This is a genomic window from Belliella marina (assembly GCF_042682445.1).
Classification (GTDB): Bacteria; Bacteroidota; Bacteroidia; order Cytophagales; family Cyclobacteriaceae; genus Belliella; species Belliella marina.
The window spans coordinates 370820-389284 of the sequence record NZ_JBHUHR010000046.1 but is presented as its reverse complement, the minus strand read 5'-3'; the positions used below and the strand labels follow the sequence as shown (position 1 = coordinate 389284).

Annotated in this window: 18 protein-coding genes; 8 read left to right on the top strand and 10 right to left on the bottom strand. The window is 40.7% G+C overall.

Going from position 1 to position 18465, the window contains the following annotated elements:
* Positions 1-2: 2 nt before the first annotated feature.
* Entirely contained in the window at positions 3-1331 is a 1329-nt protein-coding gene (locus tag ACFSKL_RS20735) for an alpha-L-fucosidase (protein WP_376888946.1), read from the bottom strand.
* 233 nt (positions 1332-1564) lie between these two features.
* Between ACFSKL_RS20735 and ACFSKL_RS20730 the strand changes: the two genes are divergently transcribed.
* From ACFSKL_RS20730 to dnaA, 3 genes are all read left to right on the top strand, one after another.
* Positions 1565-2314, top strand: a complete 750-nt coding sequence (locus ACFSKL_RS20730; protein WP_376888944.1) for a 5'-nucleotidase C-terminal domain-containing protein — start codon at positions 1565-1567, stop codon at positions 2312-2314.
* A gap of 1 nt (position 2315) precedes the next feature.
* Positions 2316-3230, top strand: a complete 915-nt coding sequence (locus ACFSKL_RS20725; protein ID WP_376888942.1) for a bifunctional metallophosphatase/5'-nucleotidase — start codon at positions 2316-2318, stop codon at positions 3228-3230.
* A 117-nt stretch (positions 3231-3347) separates the two neighbouring features.
* A complete protein-coding gene (gene dnaA, locus ACFSKL_RS20720) occupies positions 3348-4772 on the top strand; it encodes a chromosomal replication initiator protein DnaA (protein WP_376888940.1) in 1425 nt (474 codons plus the stop codon).
* A 467-nt stretch (positions 4773-5239) separates the two neighbouring features.
* Here dnaA and meaB read toward each other — a convergent pair whose 3' ends face one another.
* Both meaB and ACFSKL_RS20710 read right to left on the bottom strand, forming a co-directional pair.
* Positions 5240-6250 carry a methylmalonyl Co-A mutase-associated GTPase MeaB gene (gene meaB / locus ACFSKL_RS20715; RefSeq protein ID WP_376888938.1) on the bottom strand — a complete coding sequence of 337 codons (1011 nt, stop codon included), beginning with the start codon at positions 6248-6250 and terminating at the stop codon, positions 5240-5242.
* Between the two features lie 12 nt (positions 6251-6262).
* Positions 6263-6694: a hypothetical protein gene (locus tag ACFSKL_RS20710; protein WP_376888937.1), complete on the bottom strand. Its 432-nt coding sequence runs from the start codon at positions 6692-6694 to the stop codon at positions 6263-6265.
* Positions 6695-6740: 46 nt separating this feature from the next.
* Between ACFSKL_RS20710 and ACFSKL_RS20705 the strand changes: the two genes are divergently transcribed.
* From ACFSKL_RS20705 to ACFSKL_RS20695, 3 genes are read left to right on the top strand one after another with little or no spacing between them, the layout of a single operon-like run.
* Positions 6741-7283 (top strand): CopD family protein, encoded by a 543-nt coding sequence (locus ACFSKL_RS20705; protein ID WP_376888935.1) that lies wholly within the window; start codon positions 6741-6743, stop codon positions 7281-7283.
* 12 nt (positions 7284-7295) lie between these two features.
* Positions 7296-7955 (top strand): SCO family protein, encoded by a 660-nt coding sequence (locus ACFSKL_RS20700; RefSeq protein WP_376888934.1) that lies wholly within the window; start codon positions 7296-7298, stop codon positions 7953-7955.
* Positions 7956-7957: 2 nt separating this feature from the next.
* Positions 7958-8395 carry a c-type cytochrome gene (locus tag ACFSKL_RS20695; protein ID WP_376888932.1) on the top strand — a complete coding sequence of 146 codons (438 nt, stop codon included), beginning with the start codon at positions 7958-7960 and terminating at the stop codon, positions 8393-8395.
* A gap of 57 nt (positions 8396-8452) precedes the next feature.
* Here ACFSKL_RS20695 and ACFSKL_RS20690 read toward each other — a convergent pair whose 3' ends face one another.
* Together ACFSKL_RS20690 and ACFSKL_RS20685 are read right to left on the bottom strand one after the other, a co-directional pair.
* The gene (locus tag ACFSKL_RS20690) at positions 8453-8887 is read right to left on the bottom strand and encodes a hypothetical protein (protein ID WP_376888930.1); all 435 of its coding nucleotides are present in this window, start codon (positions 8885-8887) and stop codon (positions 8453-8455) included.
* A 53-nt stretch (positions 8888-8940) separates the two neighbouring features.
* Positions 8941-9360 (bottom strand): MerC domain-containing protein, encoded by a 420-nt coding sequence (locus tag ACFSKL_RS20685; RefSeq protein ID WP_376888928.1) that lies wholly within the window; start codon positions 9358-9360, stop codon positions 8941-8943.
* A gap of 55 nt (positions 9361-9415) precedes the next feature.
* On the opposite strand from ACFSKL_RS20685, the gene ACFSKL_RS20680 reads away from it, so the two are divergent.
* Entirely contained in the window at positions 9416-10240 is an 825-nt protein-coding gene (locus ACFSKL_RS20680) for an aminotransferase class IV (RefSeq protein ID WP_376888926.1), read from the top strand.
* 168 nt (positions 10241-10408) lie between these two features.
* On the opposite strand, the gene ACFSKL_RS20675 is transcribed toward ACFSKL_RS20680, so the two are convergent.
* Genes ACFSKL_RS20675 through ACFSKL_RS20655 form a run of 5 tightly spaced genes read right to left on the bottom strand, consistent with a single transcriptional unit; the run spans position 10409 to position 17407 of the window.
* The gene (locus ACFSKL_RS20675) at positions 10409-10846 is read right to left on the bottom strand and encodes a hypothetical protein (protein ID WP_376888924.1); all 438 of its coding nucleotides are present in this window, start codon (positions 10844-10846) and stop codon (positions 10409-10411) included.
* A gap of 46 nt (positions 10847-10892) precedes the next feature.
* Positions 10893-12116 (bottom strand): ABC transporter permease, encoded by a 1224-nt coding sequence (locus ACFSKL_RS20670; RefSeq protein WP_376888922.1) that lies wholly within the window; start codon positions 12114-12116, stop codon positions 10893-10895.
* Positions 12113-12745, bottom strand: coding sequence for an ABC transporter ATP-binding protein (locus ACFSKL_RS20665; protein WP_376888921.1), 633 nt, complete (start codon positions 12743-12745; stop codon positions 12113-12115). The genes ACFSKL_RS20670 and ACFSKL_RS20665 overlap by 4 nt, the downstream gene beginning before the upstream one ends.
* Before the next feature lie 2 nt (positions 12746-12747).
* On the bottom strand, positions 12748-13926 hold the full coding sequence (locus tag ACFSKL_RS20660; protein WP_376888919.1) for a hybrid sensor histidine kinase/response regulator: 1179 nt from the start codon (positions 13924-13926) through the stop codon (positions 12748-12750).
* 52 nt (positions 13927-13978) lie between these two features.
* A complete protein-coding gene (locus ACFSKL_RS20655) occupies positions 13979-17407 on the bottom strand; it encodes an ATP-binding protein (protein WP_376888918.1) in 3429 nt (1142 codons plus the stop codon).
* Between the two features lie 130 nt (positions 17408-17537).
* Between ACFSKL_RS20655 and sucD the strand changes: the two genes are divergently transcribed.
* Positions 17538-18419, top strand: a complete 882-nt coding sequence (gene sucD, locus ACFSKL_RS20650) for a succinate--CoA ligase subunit alpha (RefSeq protein ID WP_376888916.1) — start codon at positions 17538-17540, stop codon at positions 18417-18419.
* The last annotated feature ends 46 nt before the right edge of the window (positions 18420-18465 follow it).

Below are 18465 nucleotides of genomic sequence, written 5' to 3'. Positions count from 1 at the left end.
TGTCAGTTGCTTTCGATCACGTGCCCAGCTTCTGTGTAAAGATCTATAGGTCCATCCAATAGAATTGCCAATACAGTGATCTGGGGATCATATACCTCATCCGGAATATCAATATACAATATGCCCGGCACTTCACTCCAATACTGTTTCCCTACTGACTTATGGTTCAGTTTCCTTCCATCACCAACTACCCAAATTCTATTTACATTGTTCTTCAGTCCCTTTATAGCCAATGATTCATTGACTTTGTAATCCAAATAGACATACAATATGGTACTATCGCTGGAAAGTGTAGTAGGCGCAAACACATGACCTTCAGAAATCCCCGGCTTGGTCTGATAAATTGCTGATTCATGTTTATTTGTCCATCTCCCAAATTCCTCCAAAATATTTTCAGCCTCCACAGGAATAGTGCCATCAGCTTTAGGTCCAATATTCATCAACATATTCCCTCCTTTTTGGAGACAGCCTACGAATATCCTCAACAATTCCGAAGGCGTCTTGTAAGCAGTATCTGTCATTTGGTAACCCCAATTATTGTTGGTAGTGATACACAGTTCCCAATATGGCGCAGATGGCCTTGATACCGGCACGCCTTGTTCCGGGGTGGCATAATCACCATATCCACCCCCAATCCTTGAGTTTACTATGATATTGGGATTGTATGATTTCAATGTCTCCAAAAGCTCTTTGCTCTTCCATTCTTCTCCCGAGTGTTCCCAATCACCATCAAACCAATATAAATCCGGGGTAAATGTCGAAGAAAGTTCTTTAAGTTGGGCAAAATTGAAATCCACAAATCTTGAAAAACGTTTGGGATCGTCTTCATACCTTTTTTTGTTTCTTGTGAAATTATCATAATCCTGATGGGACCAATCCAGCACGGAGTAGTAGAGTCCTTTTTTGACCCCTTCCTTTTCCAAAGCCTTCATCAATGGAGCAATCAGATCTCGTCCTGCAGGTGTTTTTTTGACTACCGAAAGTTCGCTTGCTTTGGTATCCCAAAGTGCAACGCCGTCATGGTGCTTGCTTGTAATGACGGCATACTTAGCCCCCGATTTTTTGATGAGCTGAGCCCAATGCTCGGGATTGTAATGTTCTGCTGTAAATCCCCCCAACTGCTTCATGTAATCATCATGGGAAATATAGCCGTTGAAGAATGACCAAGACTCATCAATCCCATCTACCGCATAGATCCCCCAATGTATGAATATGCCAAGCTTGGCTTCTTCAAACCACTTCATTTTCTCAGACTGGCCATCGGTCTGCGCCATTGTATGCTGTATGACACATCCATAAACCAAGGTGAACACTAAAAACATTTTTCTCATTTATATAGGGTTTTATGTTAATTTGATTACAATCTATCCATAACCTAATTATTCACTTCAGGCTGAATTACGAATAACCACAATGCAATTTATGGTTTTTCATTGAATTCCCAGTCCAAAACCCCAGTTCCTAAAACAATCCCATTTTATGGAAAAGGAGTGATAAAAAAGGCCTTATTTAAATTTCAAATAGCTATTTTTGTCTGAGTCCGTTTCCTTCTTCAAAGCAAATCATGATCAAATACCATAAAACCACATTACTTCACCTTGCACTTCTATGCATACTGGCTACATCATGTAAGCAGCAGCTACACTATCAATATCAGGGTGGGTATGAACAAATAGATGGGCAAGCAATACCCGACCCAGAAACCCAGACATTTGTAAACCCATACAAGGAAGAAATGGAAGCTGAAATGAACCAAGTTATCGGAGAGTCTTCAATCTCCCTTACAAAGGGTCAAGGTGAATCCTTGCTTGGGAATTTTGTGACTAATATCCAAAAGGAATTTGCAGAGGAAACATATGGGTATCAAGTGGACATTTCGCTCATGAATAATGGTGGTATGAGAAACGAATTACCCGAGGGGGCAATCACTTTGGGACATATTTATGAACTGTCTCCATTTGACAATTACTTGGTGATACTGGAACTCCAGGCGGCAGATGTGAAAAATCTGGCTGAGTTTATCGCACGAAGGAAAAACATGGCTATTCAAGGTCTTTCAGTCGTAGGACTAGAAGATGAATTGCTCAGTTTTCAGATCAATGGAAAAGAGGTCATGGAGAACCAGACCTATCTACTAGTCATCAATGACTATCTAGCCAATGGAGGTGATGATATGGAATTCTTGGCTGGACTACCAAAGAAAGAGGACTCAAACATCCTTTTGCGGGATATGCTGATCAATATGATCAAGAAAAAAACAGGGAAAGGGGAAAAACTTTATGCCCAAATCGAAGGAAGACAAATCCATAATTGATATGCAAAGAAGATCATTTCTCAAGAAAAGTTTGTTGACGGGGATGGGCTTAAGCCTGGGAAATTCCATATTGGCTTATTCTGATTTTTCTGTTGCGTCCAAATATTTAACCATTCTGCACACCAATGACATGCACTCTAGGATTGAGCCATTCCCAGATGACGGTGGCAGAAATGCAAATCATGGTGGGATGACCAAATTAGCCTCTGTGATCAAAAAAATAAAGGCCGAATCGGAGCATGTCTTATTATTGGATTCAGGAGATTTCTTTCAGGGAACTCCGTATTTCAACCTCTATGGCGGCGAATTGGAGCTCAAACTTATGAGCCAAATGGGTTATGACGCAAGCACCTTGGGCAACCATGAGTTTGACAACGGTCTCGAGGGAATCCTAAACCAAATCCCGCATGCCAATTTCAATATCATCTCATCCAATTATGATTTCAGGGACACCATTCTGAAAGGTTCTTTTGTACCCTATAAAATCTTCAAAAAAGGTGGAATAAAAATTGGGGTGTTTGCATTGGGAATAGAACTTGAAGGGTTGGTCTCAACAAAAAATTATGGCAATACCAAATATTTAGACCCATTGGAAACAGCTGGAGAAATGGTTCAGGAATTGAAAAGCAAAAAATGTGATTTGATCATCTGCCTATCCCACTTGGGATATGCCTACCGTTCGGAAAAAATCGATGACCTCAAGCTGGCGGAGCAAGTTTCCGGCATTGATTTAATCTTGGGAGGCCATACACATACCTTCTTGGACGAGCCAACATTGGTCAAAAACCCATATGGGCATACAACAATCGTAAATCAAGCAGGAACGGGAGCGTTGAGATTGGGAAAATTAGATTTTGAGTTTTCGAGGGACAGCAAAATAACATATGCAAGTTCCAGAAATCTAACAATTTATTAGAAAATCAAGCCGAATTTGATTTTTTATTTAAATTTATTTTCCCCAAATTTGATGCCCCTCAAAAAAGGACAAGGAGGAATTTCAATCTTTTCAATATATAGTATTTCAAAAAAATAAATGAGTTCAGAGGCTAATGCAGTATGGAAGGAGTGCTTACGTGTCATCGAGCAACACGTCAGTGAACAAAGTTTCTCTACTTGGTTCAAACCCATCAATCCTGTAAGATTAGACGGCAGTAGTCTGACCATTCAAGTCCCAAGCCAATTTTTCTATGAATGGCTGGAGGACAACTATGTGGAAGTCCTCAAACTTGCCATCAAAACTACCTTGGGCCAAAATGGGCGGCTTGAATATGCAGTTGTTGTCGATAGGGGGAATTCCCAAAACCAACCCTATATGGTCAGCTATCCCCAAGGAAATGCTGCCGCCAACAATGGCAAAAAACCCAAACCTTTGGAGGAAAGTAAAAGTCCTTTTGAAATGCAGTCCCTAAACAGTGACATGCTACTTCAATCCAACCTGAATCCAAACTATTCATTCAATACCTATATAGAGGGAGACTGCAATAGACTGGCAAGATCGGCTGGTTTTGCAGTGGCCACCAAACCTGGGATTACATCCTTCAATCCGCTGATGGTATATGGTGGCGTAGGATTGGGCAAGACGCATTTGGTGCAGGCTATTGGAAATGAAATCAAAAATGGCCCAGAGGAAAAGTTTGTGCTTTATGTATCATCTGAAAAATTCGTGAATCAGTTCATGGATTCGATCAAGGATGGAAATGTGAAGAGTTTTACCAACTTTTATATGCAAGTGGATGTCTTGATCATAGATGACATCCAGTTCTTGGCTGGAAAAGACAGGACCCAGGAAATGTTTTTCCATATTTTCAACCATTTACACCAAAACAAAAAGCAAATCATCATGACTTCAGATTGCCCACCAAGGGATCTGAAAGGCTTGGAAGAACGATTGCTGTCAAGGTTCAAATGGGGACTTACAGCTGATCTGCAAATGCCTGATTTTGAGACCAGGGTTGCGATCATCAAAAGAAAAATGCAATCTGAGGGAATCTATATCCCTGATGATGTGATCGAATACCTGGCGTATACCGTGGATACCAATGTACGTGAACTTGAAGGCGTCATGATATCCCTGATAGCACATGCTTCACTCAATAGGGTAGAGATTGATCTCACCCTGGCCAAGCAGATCATGAAAAACATCGTCAAGGACATCGAGACAGAGGTTGGGATTGATTTTATCCAAAAAACGGTCTCTGATTATTTTGACATCAAACTCGATGACCTAAAGGCAAAAACCAGGAAAAAAGAAATCGTAACAGCCAGGCAAGTTGCCATGTATTTCTCCAAAGAATTCACCAACCATTCTTTAAAATCGATCGGCTATCATTTTGGTGGACGTGACCACAGTACGGTAATCCATGCTGTACAGACTGTCAATGATATGATCGAGACTGATACGGCATTTAGAAATTCCGTGAACGAACTGAAAAAGAAATTCAAAATGCGTTCTTACTAAAAACCTGAGTTCGACTATTCTCACTTTGTCAAAACGGTTTTAAATGGTGAGAACTACGAAAAGAAGGTGCGAACTTTTTTATGAAGTAATATTGGGATATTGCGGATTGAAAAAGTGAAGTAGATTGCCGTTTAAAACCGAATAGTCGAACTCAGTCAATAAAAACACCCATTTACTGCGTTAAATTTTTGATCGATAGCTTAGGCTATCCCTCAAAAATTTGCCTTGTAACTGGATATTTTTATTGATTTTGACTTTGTGATAACAATCGAACTCAGGTTAAAAATAACGTGTGCGTGTACTTTTTTGAAATCAGCGTCGGTTAGACAAGACCTGGCAGGCTTTCTATCAAGTAAGATCTGCCATTTTATTTGGCAAGGGAAGCTATTTGAAGTATTTAAACCCGAATTATGCTTATTTCATCTTAAGCAACAAAACGGGGATTGTCAAATGTTTTTTTAACCCCTCTATTTTTCACCGGATTGAATTTGGTTAATAAATATCTGAACGAGCTCTCTAGCTTTCTTGATTGCAGACACATTCCCTGATTTGATTTGCGGAAGGGCTTGCTTGATACTTTCTTTGATTGATTCGTTTTGGTAGAAGGTTGATTCTAACAAATAGCCTATGTGGTCATGCATCCAACTGACCCTTTGCTCCGCCCTATTTTCTTCAAAATATCCATTAAGCAACATCTGCTCCTTATACGACTGCACCATCTCCCAAATTGCTTCAAGCCCATCGCCTGTCAATCCCGAACAGGTCATCACTTGGGGAACCCAAGAATTGCCCTTTTCCGGAAACAAATGCAAGGCATTGGCATACTCTCTCTTTGCCCTTTTGGCAGCCTCTGTGTTTTCCCCATCTGCTTTATTGATTATCAAGGCATCACAAATCTCGATTATCCCCTTTTTGATTCCCTGCAGTTCATCACCCGCCCCCGCCAGCATCAACAACAAAAAGAAATCAACCATCCCTTTGACAGCGATCTCTGACTGTCCCACTCCTACCGTCTCTATAAACACAACATCAAATCCAGCAGCCTCGCACAATAGCATCGCTTCCCTTGTCCTAGCGCTCACGCCACCCAAGGTGACACCAGATGGGCTTGGCCTGATATAAGCCCGCTTATCCATCGAAAGCGTCTCCATACGTGTTTTATCACCCAAGATACTCCCCTTGTTTGCTTGACTACTCGGATCCACTGCCAGCACAGCCAATTTCAAACCCTCCCCGATTACCAATTGTCCGAAACGTTCTATAAATGTGCTCTTTCCAACACCGGGTACGCCAGTAATGCCAACCCGGATAGACTTGCCTGTATATGGCAAAATTGCCGCCATGACTTCTTCCGCAATGGTTTGATCGGAGGGCAAGGCACTTTCTACCAAAGTGATCGCTTGGCTCAAAACTACACGGTCCCCAGCCAGTACCCCTTTTATATATTCTTTTTCGGAAAGCCTCTTTCTTCTTTTCAAAACAGCATTGGTTTAATTGGAATTTCTTTCAGAATCCCTGAAAGGATATTTCACAAAAGTAACATCTCCCATGCTGGATTTCTCATATTTGGCGATGCAATATTGCTGATACTCCCCTTCAAAATATGGTTCTTCGGGAAATGTCCTTTTGGGACTATTTTCTTTGGAATCAAAAAAGTAAACTTTTGTATTTCCATATTTGGTATGTGGCATCAGTTCTCCATACTCCTTCAGCACAGCCCAGCTTGTGTCAGCTGCATAGACAGCATAAACCCTAATTACCGGCCCTGTATTGTTCTCATTTCGATAAAACGCCATCTCCTCAAACTCCAAATCCAGGTCATTGACTCCAGGCTGGGTAAATGATTCCTTACCAATCCAGACAATCAGAAAAACTACGATGAAAATGATTGCATAAAACAGATAGCTAGTTGGGTTCTTCATAAGGATGTTTAGATTTAAAGCCTTAATTTAGCAGAAAAAAAGAATAATGGCCTTCGAATATATCAAAGCTCTCCATATCATTTTCATAGTAACTTGGTTTGCAGGCTTATTCTATATCGTCAGATTGTTTATTTATCAGGCGGAAGCATGGCAAAAACCCGAACATGAACGTAAAATCCTAATCCCACAACTCAACCTGATGGCCAACCGCCTATGGTACATCATCACTTGGCCATCTGCTATATTAACCCTCATTTTTGGGTTTTGGGTTTTGTCCTATAGATGGGGCTACTTGCAGCAGGGATTCATGCATGCAAAATTGGCTTTTGTTTTCCTATTGTATCTGTACCACTTCTATTGCCAAAAAATATATTCCGATCTACAAAATGGCACCTCAAAGCTAACTTCTACCCAACTGCGGGTTTGGAATGAAGTAGCAACCATCCTCCTGTTTGCGATCGTTTTTCTGATAGTATTGAAAAGTCTCATCAGTGTAGTTTGGGGTGTAGTTGGGATTTTTGTTTTGGGAATCACGATGATGCTCGGCATAAAACTCTACAAAAAAATAAGGGAAAAGAAACAAGATTAAATTATCAAAAACATGTTAAGACGTATCTCAAACATTATTATAGCCGCATTAATCGTCAGCACCTTGGCAAATTGCAATACCAAGGAAGATGATTCCGATGCACCACTTCCAATCCTTGGCAATTGGCATGTAAACGAGTTCGAAATGGAGGGAAAGACAATTCGTGACACCGTGCGCCATAAAATCGCTGATTTTTCATTCACCAACCAAGAGGGGAAAACAATCACCAATTATACAACCGATGGAAAAGTATATGTAGCTGATTTCTTTTTCACCACCTGCCCTACCATCTGTCCTATCATGAAAACACAGATGCTAAGGGTTTATGAAAAATTCAAAGACAATCCGGATTTTATGATTTTGAGCCACACACTGGATCCAGAACATGACACCGAGGAGTTATTAAAGGAATTCGCAGCAAGGATAGATGTCATGAATGATGACACATGGCACTTTTTGACTGGTGATCAAGAGAAGATATTCGAAATTGGCCAAACCAGCTACCTCACTACTGCCATGGAAGATAAAAATGAACCAGGAGGAATATTACATTCGGGTGCTTTTGTATTGGTAGATCAAAATGGAAACATCAGAGGCGTCTATGATGGCACCAAAGAAGACCAAGTAAACCGCTTGATAAACGATATCCCAAAACTGTTACCGAAGAACTGAAAGTGAGAATCACCCTATTTGCCCTCATATCCATTGCAATTTTCACCTCCTGTGCAGCAGATAAGGAAAAGCATGAGAGAGGTCTGTCTGAAATAAAAGACACAAAAGTCCTCCAGTACGCCATCGAAGGCAAAATCCTTTACGAAAACTACTGTGGAAACTGTCACCAAAACGATGGGACAGGGCTGGGCAAGTTCATCCCACCGCTAAATGGCTCTGACTACATGGAAAATGATATAGGAAAAACTGTCAGGATCATTAAAAATGGCCTGAAGGGAGAAATCATGGTGAACGGTGTGAGCTATAACCAACCCATGCCTGCAAATCCGCACCTAACAAATATGGAAATTGCCAAAATCGTCACCTACATATACAATATTTGGGGAAATGAAGCTGGAGTGGTAGACGGCAACCAAGTCGCAGACTACTTAAAAAATTAGAGGTTCTCTATTGCTTAAGACATTCGACTAGAGTGGTGCGACTCCAATAGCATTCTTTCAGTTTTCCTCCAATTCCTTATTGGCCTTGCTCATGCTATTGGCAATATCATCATTCACTTTCGTCACTTTTATCTTTTGTTCTTTGAGGTAAGTTGTTTTTTCTTCATCAGACATCCCCTCAAAAGAGCTATCGTATTGTCGCATCCAAACAAACATTCCTTCAAAAGCTTCATCCAATTGCTTCGCCAAAAGCCTCAACTCAATAATTTTCTCTGAATTCCCTTCCGGGTCTACAGATTCAAGGTCATTTGCTTTTGTATCGATTTTTTTCCTAAGGCTTTTCAACTCACCCATATGGGGCATGACCTCGTCATGGATCGCTATCACTTCATCTTGCAACAATTGATTTTGATCCACCTTTTCACCTCCGCAAGAAAACGCTAAACACAAGAAAAAAAACACACTGACAATCTTGAAGTCAAATCTCATCATCCTTTGTTATAATCTGAATAACAAAGGAATACCAAATTCATTAAAAAAAGAAATTATTTCACAATTACCTTACAGTTTCTGTGATATTTCCAATTAATAATATGAATTATCACCAATGATATAGAAGCGACCAAGGACACAAAGATCATCCAACTATACACATCATGCAGCAATACCCCTACAGAAAATATCGATACAGCTACCCAAAGCGCTATTTTTATCGCTTTAGATTGTGTACTTTTAGCTGCGTTTATCACTGCCCATACAGCAAGAAAAACAAACAGAAAATCCATCCAATGCCAATGGATATGCGCATGGTCATGATCATGGTGATGGTGTTCATCAGAATTGAAGATAAAACCCATGGATATCAAAATAGGGAATGCAAGACAATGAATCAAACACAACACAGAGGCTGATATGCCCATGAAGTCTGCAGATTGAGCGGATATTCTTTTTATAATTTGCAACATAATTGCAAATATACAGATTAAACCAAATATCAACCATAAAACAAAAATAAATTTCATGAAGCCATATTGCTATGCCAAAAACGGAATAATAGACTCCAGTGCTGCACAGATCCATCCAATGGACATAGGATTGATCAGAGGATATGGAATCTTTGATTTTCTGAGAACTTCCAATTATGTCCCACTTTTTTTAACGGACTATTTAGACAGATTCATCAGATCTGCAGACAAGACACACCTCAGCCTGAAACACAGCAAAAGTGAATTGGCAGCCATCATTCATGATTTGATCAAAAAAAATGACCTTAAAGATGGTGGTATCAGAATGCTTTTGACTGGAGGGGTTTCCGACAATCATTTCTCTCCGGAAAATGGTGACCTGTTTATATTTTGTGAAACATTGCTTTTTCCAGGCAAAGAGAAATATGAAAATGGCGTAAAGCTATTGAGTGAAGAGCATGTAAGGATCATCGCCGATATCAAGACTACCAATTACGCATACCCAGTCTGGCTTAGTGCCACCTGGAAAGAAAAAGGTGCAGAAGATGTCATTTACCATTTCGATGGAATGGTTTCAGAAAGTTCAAGAAGCAATATCTTCATGGTCAAAGACGGAGAGGTCAGTACACCTGACAAGCATATTTTGCATGGGATCACCAGAAAAAGAGTCCTTGAATTGGCTCCTAATACAAAAATAAGACCTATCAGTTTCGAGGAATTACTTCAAGCTGATGAGCTGTTTATCACTAGCACGACAAAAAAGATCCTACCGATAACGACTATTGATGACAAAAAAATAGGCAACGGTGCTGTGGGACCAACCACGAAGAAATTGATGGCAGATTTTGTCGAAATGGAAAACAAACACCATTCAAATTGAATATCGACTAGCTTGCACAAATCCTAACACATACTTGTAAGAGATGAACAAACTACTCAATCAACCTGTACGCGATGCCATCAGGACAGCGATGAAAATTTGTATACTACTTTATTTTTGTTGTATAAAAAAGTCAGTGAATCCCTTCACTGACTTTTCTTTTTCTTTCTAATTTAAGAGCTCTGCATCGACAAGGATATACATCAGCTTTTCGGGATCATCATCATTCAGTGTCAACTTCCCCCTCACCTTGACCCTCTTTGAGGTATACTTGATTGGAGTCTTCAACATCACTTCCATCACCGTCTCAGGCCCTCCCGAGCCACAAAAGAAACATTCGGCCAATGGCAAAGACGACAAAATAATATGCTCAGGCTTGAACATACCTTCAAAAGGGATGATATAACCATCTGCCTCCACTACTTTGCCTTCTATACTTTTGATTTTCGAACTAAAGACTGGGACATACAATTCCCCAAAATCATCTTCGCCGATCTTGTAGGTAACTTCTGACAAATCTCTCCAGACATTGGGACTTGACTGTGCCCAGGCCACAGAAGTGCCAAACAATAATGCCAATACTATAAATGCTTGCTTAAACTTCATATTGTTCTCTTGTTGTTCTATTCAGGTTGACAAATTTACACTATTTTTAAGACTTTGTAAGTTGTTTGGCGATGTCTGTCCGGTACGCTGTCCAAGCAGGAATCAAAGAAGCAACAAAGCCCACCACCACTGCAAATGCCACAATCCACAATTCCTCTTGCAAGAATACTGCCGCGCTCAAACCACTGATGGCACCTTGCTCATTTTGCATCACCAACACCGCCAAGAACCCATGGCCAATCAATATACCCAATACCGCACCAAGCAAAGTCAATATCACACCTTCCAATACTATATGAATAAACAACTGCAAACTGGAAGCCCCCAAAGTACGCATGACAGCCAAGTCATATTTTCTTTCTTTCAGGGAATTGAATAGAGCTATAAAAATCCCTAAACCTGCTATAACGATAATAGCAACCGCTAAGCCTTGGATCAGCTTCACCCCTACTCCCAACAATTCAAACAACCTTGAAATCTCAAACGAAGGAGAAGCTGCCTGCAAAGCACTTTTGCTGTTGATAAATCTTGGCAACTGCACAGCGGCGATAGGATTTCTATACTGCAACAGCAATGAGGTAACTTCCCTATCCTCGTCCGTTTCCGGAAAACCTGTTGTGCTTACTTTTGCTTCAAACTTATCATGATCATGTCCTTCGTCATGTGAGTACCAAACAGACTCGATACTGGTTAGGATAAGCTTATCCAAAACGTTGTCTTTTCGACTCAATATGCCAGTGACTATGTATGGGTGCTCATCATGCTCATGGCTACTACTGCCTATCCCATGTGATCCTATGAATGAATCCCCAACCCGAAGGTTCAATTTCTTTGCCACTTCATAACCCAGTGCCACTTCAAATGGCTTCTCCCATTCATTCCCTTGGTCAAATGTAGCCTCATACAGCCCTAGGTAGTCATAGTTAGTCCCAACGATTCTGTACCCTTGATAATTATCACCCATACCAAGTGGGATTATGTTTTTGACCAGTCGGCTTTTCCCCAAAGCCTCGGCATCTTTCATATCGATATTTCCCGTAGGATAATCTATGTGATAAACACTGGAAAGTATCAATTGGAGGGGACTCCCCTTGGCACCTACTACCAAGTCGATTCCTTTGGCATCTTTCGTCATCTTGTTTTCAAATTGATCCTGGATCAGGATCAAAACTGTGATGATCGACAAGCCAAGTGCTAACAAAAGAATATTCAAACCGGTATTCAGTGGTTTGGAAACCAGATATTTCCAACTTAATTTCAGCATGTTCATGATAAACCTCCCATGATTATATGGTTCGAAATATGATCTTTGACCCGTTGATCATGAGTCACAATGATCAATACTGCATTTGTTTTTTTTGCCTGCTCCTGCAATAGCCTTACTACTGCTTGGGCATTTTCATCATCCAAGCTCGCAGTAGGCTCATCTGCCAAAATCAACTTGGGCCGGTTTGCCAATGCACGGGCAATAGACACCCTCTGGGCTTCCCCCTCACTTAATGTATTCACTTTCGCCTTTCTTTTATCCAAAATCCCAAGCTCTTTGAGCAAATCCAGGTTTTGCTCTCCTTTCACTCCTACAAAAAAATTGGCTAGCTTCAGGTTCTCCTCTACTGTGAGCGGTGCAAGAATATGTGGCTTTTGAAAAACCATTCCAATATTTCTCCCCCTAAACTTATCCAATTCAGCACCTTTGAGCAAATTCAACTTCGTGTTGTCTAAGACAATTTCTCCAGATTGAGGCTTGAGGAGTCCCCCTAGGATATTGAGAATTGTGGTTTTACCGCTTCCTGATTTCCCCAAAATCAAAAGTTCATCCCCTGCTGACATCATCATGTCAGGAATCCGAAACTTTGTCTCCGGGTTGTATTGAAATTGAATGTCTTTAATCGATAACATATTTATATATTTATTGGAATGGACACAAAGAATGTAGTCCCTTTACCTGGGTCACTTTCAAATCTAATCTCACCTTTGAGTACTTCTATGCATTTTTTGACTATCGAAAGCCCAAGGCCAGAGCCTTCAATGATCCCCACGTTTTTTGCCCTAAAGAACCTGTCGAACAATTGGTCTTGTTCTTTTTTGGGAATACCTATCCCATGATCCTTGATTTCAGACCTGAGTGTCCCGTTTTCTTCCCAAATGGAGAAATCCACCTCTTGCCCATCTTTCGAATATTTCACGGCATTCGAAAGCAAGTTCTCAAAGATCTGGTAGAGAAGCTCTACATCGGAGGTGATCGTTTTAGGGATTTTGCCAATTTTCAGATTGATTTTCACCTCATTTTCAGAGCCTGCCTTGACTACATCTACGACCTCATTGATAAATGCCGCCATGAACATTTTCTTGGGATTGTAATCGATCTTATTGACATCTGCTTTTCCGAAAAACAGCACTGAGGTCAGTAGGCTGTTCAAACTTCTGACTGAGTTTTCGATTTTCTGGGCATGCTTTGCTATTTTTTGTTTGAATGGATGCTCTTTGTCAGCATACATCTGCAGCAACTGCGCGGAACTCAAGATAGACGTCAGGGGAGTCTTGAAACCATGGGATACGTTGAGAACTATCCTGGATTTCAATTCTCCAATCTCCCTCTCTTTTTCCAACGCTCTTGTCAGCTCTTTGTTTGCACTGTGGAGATCGGCGGTCCTTTGCCTGACTTTTTCTTCCAACTCATTGTTGAGTTTTTGGAGCTCTTTTTCCTTCCTGTCTTTGAAAATGGCCAATTCTATCACCATGTTCAATTCGCGGATGTTGAAAGGCTTAATGACATAAGCACTGGGATTCGTCCCTACTACTTTGGTGAGGGTCTCGGAATCGGAGCTGGCACTCAAATAGACCACGGGAATATCATACTTCTCATTGATGATCTCGGTCGTTTTGATCCCATCGAGCTCTCCTGAAAGATTGATATCCATCATGACGATATCTGCCTGGTGTTCTGACAAAATCTCCAAAGCCTTCTCACCTGAATCCGAAATACCAATGATTTGATGATTGTTTTTCTCAAGTGCCTTTTTCAATAAAAGTGCAGACACATGATCATCTTCGGTAATTAATATCCTTAATGGAAACATAGACGGTTTTTATACAAGTCTGCAAATTACAAGATTATATTGTTTGATAAAATCAAATTTCGCCCAAAGGCAAAATGACTTTCACATAAGTCCCCTTGCCTTTGGCGCTTTGTACTTGGATCTCACCACGCAAGGTCTCAATTAAGTTTTTGGTGATCGTAAGCCCAAGGCCAGTCCCTTCATATTTGCGCCCATACCCTTCGCTTTCCTGCTCAAAAGGCCTGAAAAGCTTTTCCATAAAATCATCTGTCATCCCAATCCCATTATCAGTCACCTCCAAGCAAATACTTTCCTCTACTTTTCCGATTTTGATGGAAATCAATCCCTCATCCGAATATTTGATGGCATTGCCCACAATATTGTTGATAATCATCTCAAGATATCTTTGGTCTATTATCCCCTCAAAGGGCTTTGTCTCAAATTTGGTCGATAGTAGAAGGCCTTTTTTGATCGCTAAAGTCTTAAGTGGAAGCAATACCTTACCAACAAAATCATTGATATTTGTCTCCTTATAGATCACTTCAAACTTGTTGGCTTCAATTTTCGCCATATCCAGGATACTGTTGATGGTACTGAGAAGCCTTTCTCCTGATTCTTGGATTATCTCCAGCTGCGATACTAGCTCAGAATCACCCTCCCACTGCTCTATGATGTTTTCGGTACTCCCAAGTATCCCATTGAGTGGGGTCCGTATTTCATGGCTCATGTTCGAAAGAATATTGGACTTCAATTTATTCGCCTCTTCGGCTTTTACTTTCGCCACTTCCAGACCGATTTCATAATTCTTTTTATCGGTCACATCCCTGAATACCGACAATAAAACCGACCTTTCCTCCTCATCGGTATTCAACCTCGTCACATACATCTCTATATACCTCAATCCATTTTTCAGTGGCATTTCCATTTCAAATGTCACTCCCTCAGCTGCCGTCCGGTCTAATGCTTTCAGTATTATTTCCTTTTGATTCTTGTAGTAATCCGGGTCTGAAAACAAATCTTTGATATACATTTCACTTAATGCCTCAATCGTAAACCCAACCATTTTGGAAAAGCTTGGGTTTACGGTCAATATTTCACCCCCCTCTATCGAAAGCATCAAACCATCGGCAGAGCTATTCCAGACATTTCTGAATTGATTTTCACTGACAAATGCCTGCTTTGTTTTCTCATCAATAGTCTGCTTCAAAATGCTTTGCTTCCTCCACTGTGTCATAAATGCATTGAGCAAAAATCCTATCCCAAGAAAAAGCAACAGCAGAAAAATCACAAACCAGGTTTGAAGGTAAATCGGCTTTTCGACTGTAAATGGCTCACTTGATACAAGCCCACTGCTAAAAACACCCCTCAAACTTGATTGCAAAATAAATTTATAATCTCCGGGGGGCAGGTTGTTGAAAACCAGAACATTTGACCGTGGATTGATGATTTCCTGCCAATCTTGGTGATAACCTTCCAGCTTATACCTAACGGTTAGGTTGGAATTTTGGAGAAAACTAACTGCCCTAAACTTGACTTCTATGGAATTATTCTCGAACGGGACTTTATTGTTTCGGGGGAAAGGCACTTCTTTGTTGAGCAAATTGATTTCCAGAATCTCGGTTATCGGATTGATAATCCTCCGGTCATCTTCATCGGGATAAAACACTGAAAGCCCCCTCTGGCTTCCAATCATCACTTCTCCATTCTCCCCATCTATCAACGCCCCCCTGTTGATTTCAGAACCTGCCAAACCATTTTTTTCATCAAACTTAACGATCCCATCACCATTGATCAAATAGACACCCTGATCCGTTCCAGCCCAGATATTTTGATCTTTGTCCAAGTGCAGGGCATATACGGGTCTGATGATATTTTGCCCATTCAATTCGAAAAGCTTAAACTCACCATTTTCGAAATACTTCAGTCCCGTCTCTGTCCCCAAATAAACCTTACCTCCCCATTCCAGATAATCAAACCCTATAACATTTATAAACTTTGGGGTCTCCATAAAATCTTCTTGAATGAAAGGGTTTCCCCCTTGCATAAAAATCAACCTTCCGTCTTTCAGCAACCCCACTTTTCGGAGATATACTTCATCTTGGTTGAACCTTTCAAGAATCACATTGGTGATATCATTGGAGAAATGGTCTGAATTTCTATTGTTGATGTTTGAAAGGTATATCTTGTCCCTACTTACCACAAACAGGCTATCGCCAATCGCCCGTACAGCAGTCACAAATTTGCCCAAAGGGCTCTCTTCAAAACTCAACGACCCTGTTTTATGATCGTACCTGCCCACGCCTGCAAGGTTTGAAGAAAACCATACTATGTCATTTTTATCTTTTGAGAAATTGGTTATCCTATTTCTCGGCTGGCTTACCAATTCCCTGTCGTAAAGAAGTGTCTTAAACGTCCCATTTTCATAAACCTGCAGACCATTGTTATATCCAATCAGAAACTTGTTTTCTCCCAATCGCATCAAAGCCGTAACCTCATCATCCAAAAGCGACCTCGAATCAAAATTCAAGAATCTCAGGGAATTTATATTCACAAGCCCTCGATGTGTCCCGATCCAAATCACTCCCTCCCTATCTACAAAAGCAGCATATATGCTGTAGGATTTAATTGCTTCCACCGCACTAATTTCTTGGATTTGCTTTGTCGAAGGAGAATATTTATACAATTGTGAATTGAAGAAATAATAGACTTTCCCATTCTCGATCTGCAAATAGCTATAATCAATGGCACTATAGATGTCTTTCAAGAAGCCTTTATGGATGATCTTATCGACCTCCAGGAATTGTCTTCCCTCAGCCAAAAAATCCTTGCCCAAATAATAAAACAAATCCTGCTCTTTGCTATAGACAACATGTGTGATCGGAGAAGGTAGACGAATCCCCTTAGACGACACTTTCATCACACGGCCATCTTCCACTATGAGTGTTGAAAGATCAAAAAACAAATGGACTTTCCCTTTATATTCATTTACAGATCTTAACCTGCCTTCATCAAAAAAATTGGATTTTACATTTTCCCAGTTTCCCGATGAAGAATAAAAAACCTCATCCGAAAAAATCACATACACTTTCTTATCCTTTTTTTTGCCAACTACTGCAATTTCAAGGTGGTTTACCCCTTTCTTTTTGTTTACACTTTCGGGAAAAACCATTTCTTCCCACTCTCCCTCTTTTAAGAAAAAAGCTTTTGCTTCTTTTACCTGGTTCACAACCCACACATAACCATCATCATCTACAAACAACTTCACCCTGTTGGTAAGCTTGCTGGAAATGGCTTCAGGCAAAGGGTAAGTTGCAATTCCATCGGAGTAAAACACCCCATCATTGGTATTGAACCAAAGCAACCCCTTCTCATCTTGGACGATTCCAGCGATATTATCAGTGGGCAACTCAACCCCTTTGATCTGCCTATTGAATTGAAAAGACTGGGAGTGGATAGATCCGTAGACAAGAAAGCAGGCAATAAGTAGGATGATTTTTTTCATAATAGCCTCTAAGCACCCTCTAAATTATAAAAAGTTAGGCAGAGTGTAAATTAAATGGATATTGTTTCCATTTTCTTTTTATGTAAGGGCATATTCAGTTATTTTTGTGCCAAACTTTAAATATCGCAACATGAGTGTATTAGTCAATAAGAATTCAAAAGTGATTGTGCAGGGGTTTACAGGATCTGAAGGATCTTTCCATGCACAGCAAATGATAGAGTACGGAACCAATGTAGTCGGTGGTGTTACTCCCGGCAAAGGCGGATCTACACACTTGGAAAAACCTGTTTTCAATTCCGTTGAAGAGGCAGTTGCCAAGACTGGTGCTGACACTTCAATTATATTCGTACCACCGGCATTTGCTGCGGATGCGATTATGGAAGCTGCTGATGCAGGCATCAAAGTAATCATTGCCATCACTGAAGGGATTCCTGTAGCTGATATGATGAAAGCGAAACCATACATTAAAGAAAGAGGTGCCACCTTGATCGGCCCAAACTGTCCTGGCGTCATCACTCCTGGAGAAGCGAAAGTAGGTATCATGCCTGGTTTTGTATTCAAAAAAGGTAGAATCGGTATTGTTTCCAAATCAGGTACTTTGACTTACGAAGCAGCCGACCAAGTAGCCAAAGCTGGATTGGGTGTATCTACTGCAATCGGTATCGGAGGTGATCCGATCATCGGAACATCTACCAAGGAAGCTGTTCAACTATTGATGGAAGATCCTGAGACTGATGCAATCGTCATGATAGGTGAAATCGGGGGCAACTACGAAGCAGATGCTGCAAGATGGATCAGGGAAACCGGCAACAAAAAGCCTGTAGTAGGATTTATCGCTGGCCAGACAGCACCTCCAGGAAGAAGAATGGGACATGCTGGCGCCATCGTAGGTGGAGCAGATGATACCGCTGCCGCAAAAATGAGAATCATGAAAGAAAACGGCATCTACGTAGCTGAATCTCCAGCTGAAATCGGTGCTGTTATGGCTAAAGCACTAGGTGTAGAAGCATAATCATAAAATCACCAATAAAAAAAGCCGTTTTGGGAAATCCCAAAAC

Excerpts from the sequence above, each read along its gene's own strand:
- ACFSKL_RS20735 (WP_376888946.1), bottom strand. The coding sequence starts at position 1,331 with ATGAGAAAAATGTTTTTAGTGTTCACCTTGGTTTATGGATGTGTCATA.
- ACFSKL_RS20730 (WP_376888944.1), top strand. The coding sequence starts at position 1,565 with ATGATCAAATACCATAAAACCACATTACTTCACCTTGCACTTCTATGC.
- ACFSKL_RS20725 (WP_376888942.1), top strand. The coding sequence starts at position 2,316 with ATGCAAAGAAGATCATTTCTCAAGAAAAGTTTGTTGACGGGGATGGGC.
- dnaA (WP_376888940.1), top strand. The coding sequence starts at position 3,348 with ATGAGTTCAGAGGCTAATGCAGTATGGAAGGAGTGCTTACGTGTCATC.
- ACFSKL_RS20710 (WP_376888937.1), bottom strand. The coding sequence starts at position 6,694 with ATGAAGAACCCAACTAGCTATCTGTTTTATGCAATCATTTTCATCGTA.
- ACFSKL_RS20705 (WP_376888935.1), top strand. The coding sequence starts at position 6,741 with ATGGCCTTCGAATATATCAAAGCTCTCCATATCATTTTCATAGTAACT.
- ACFSKL_RS20700 (WP_376888934.1), top strand. The coding sequence starts at position 7,296 with ATGTTAAGACGTATCTCAAACATTATTATAGCCGCATTAATCGTCAGC.
- ACFSKL_RS20690 (WP_376888930.1), bottom strand. The coding sequence starts at position 8,887 with ATGATGAGATTTGACTTCAAGATTGTCAGTGTGTTTTTTTTCTTGTGT.
- ACFSKL_RS20685 (WP_376888928.1), bottom strand. The coding sequence starts at position 9,360 with ATGTTGCAAATTATAAAAAGAATATCCGCTCAATCTGCAGACTTCATG.
- ACFSKL_RS20680 (WP_376888926.1), top strand. The coding sequence starts at position 9,416 with ATGAAGCCATATTGCTATGCCAAAAACGGAATAATAGACTCCAGTGCT.
- ACFSKL_RS20675 (WP_376888924.1), bottom strand. The coding sequence starts at position 10,846 with ATGAAGTTTAAGCAAGCATTTATAGTATTGGCATTATTGTTTGGCACT.
- ACFSKL_RS20670 (WP_376888922.1), bottom strand. The coding sequence starts at position 12,116 with ATGAACATGCTGAAATTAAGTTGGAAATATCTGGTTTCCAAACCACTG.
- ACFSKL_RS20665 (WP_376888921.1), bottom strand. The coding sequence starts at position 12,745 with ATGTTATCGATTAAAGACATTCAATTTCAATACAACCCGGAGACAAAG.
- ACFSKL_RS20660 (WP_376888919.1), bottom strand. The coding sequence starts at position 13,926 with ATGTTTCCATTAAGGATATTAATTACCGAAGATGATCATGTGTCTGCA.
- ACFSKL_RS20655 (WP_376888918.1), bottom strand. The coding sequence starts at position 17,407 with ATGAAAAAAATCATCCTACTTATTGCCTGCTTTCTTGTCTACGGATCT.
- sucD (WP_376888916.1), top strand. The coding sequence starts at position 17,538 with ATGAGTGTATTAGTCAATAAGAATTCAAAAGTGATTGTGCAGGGGTTT.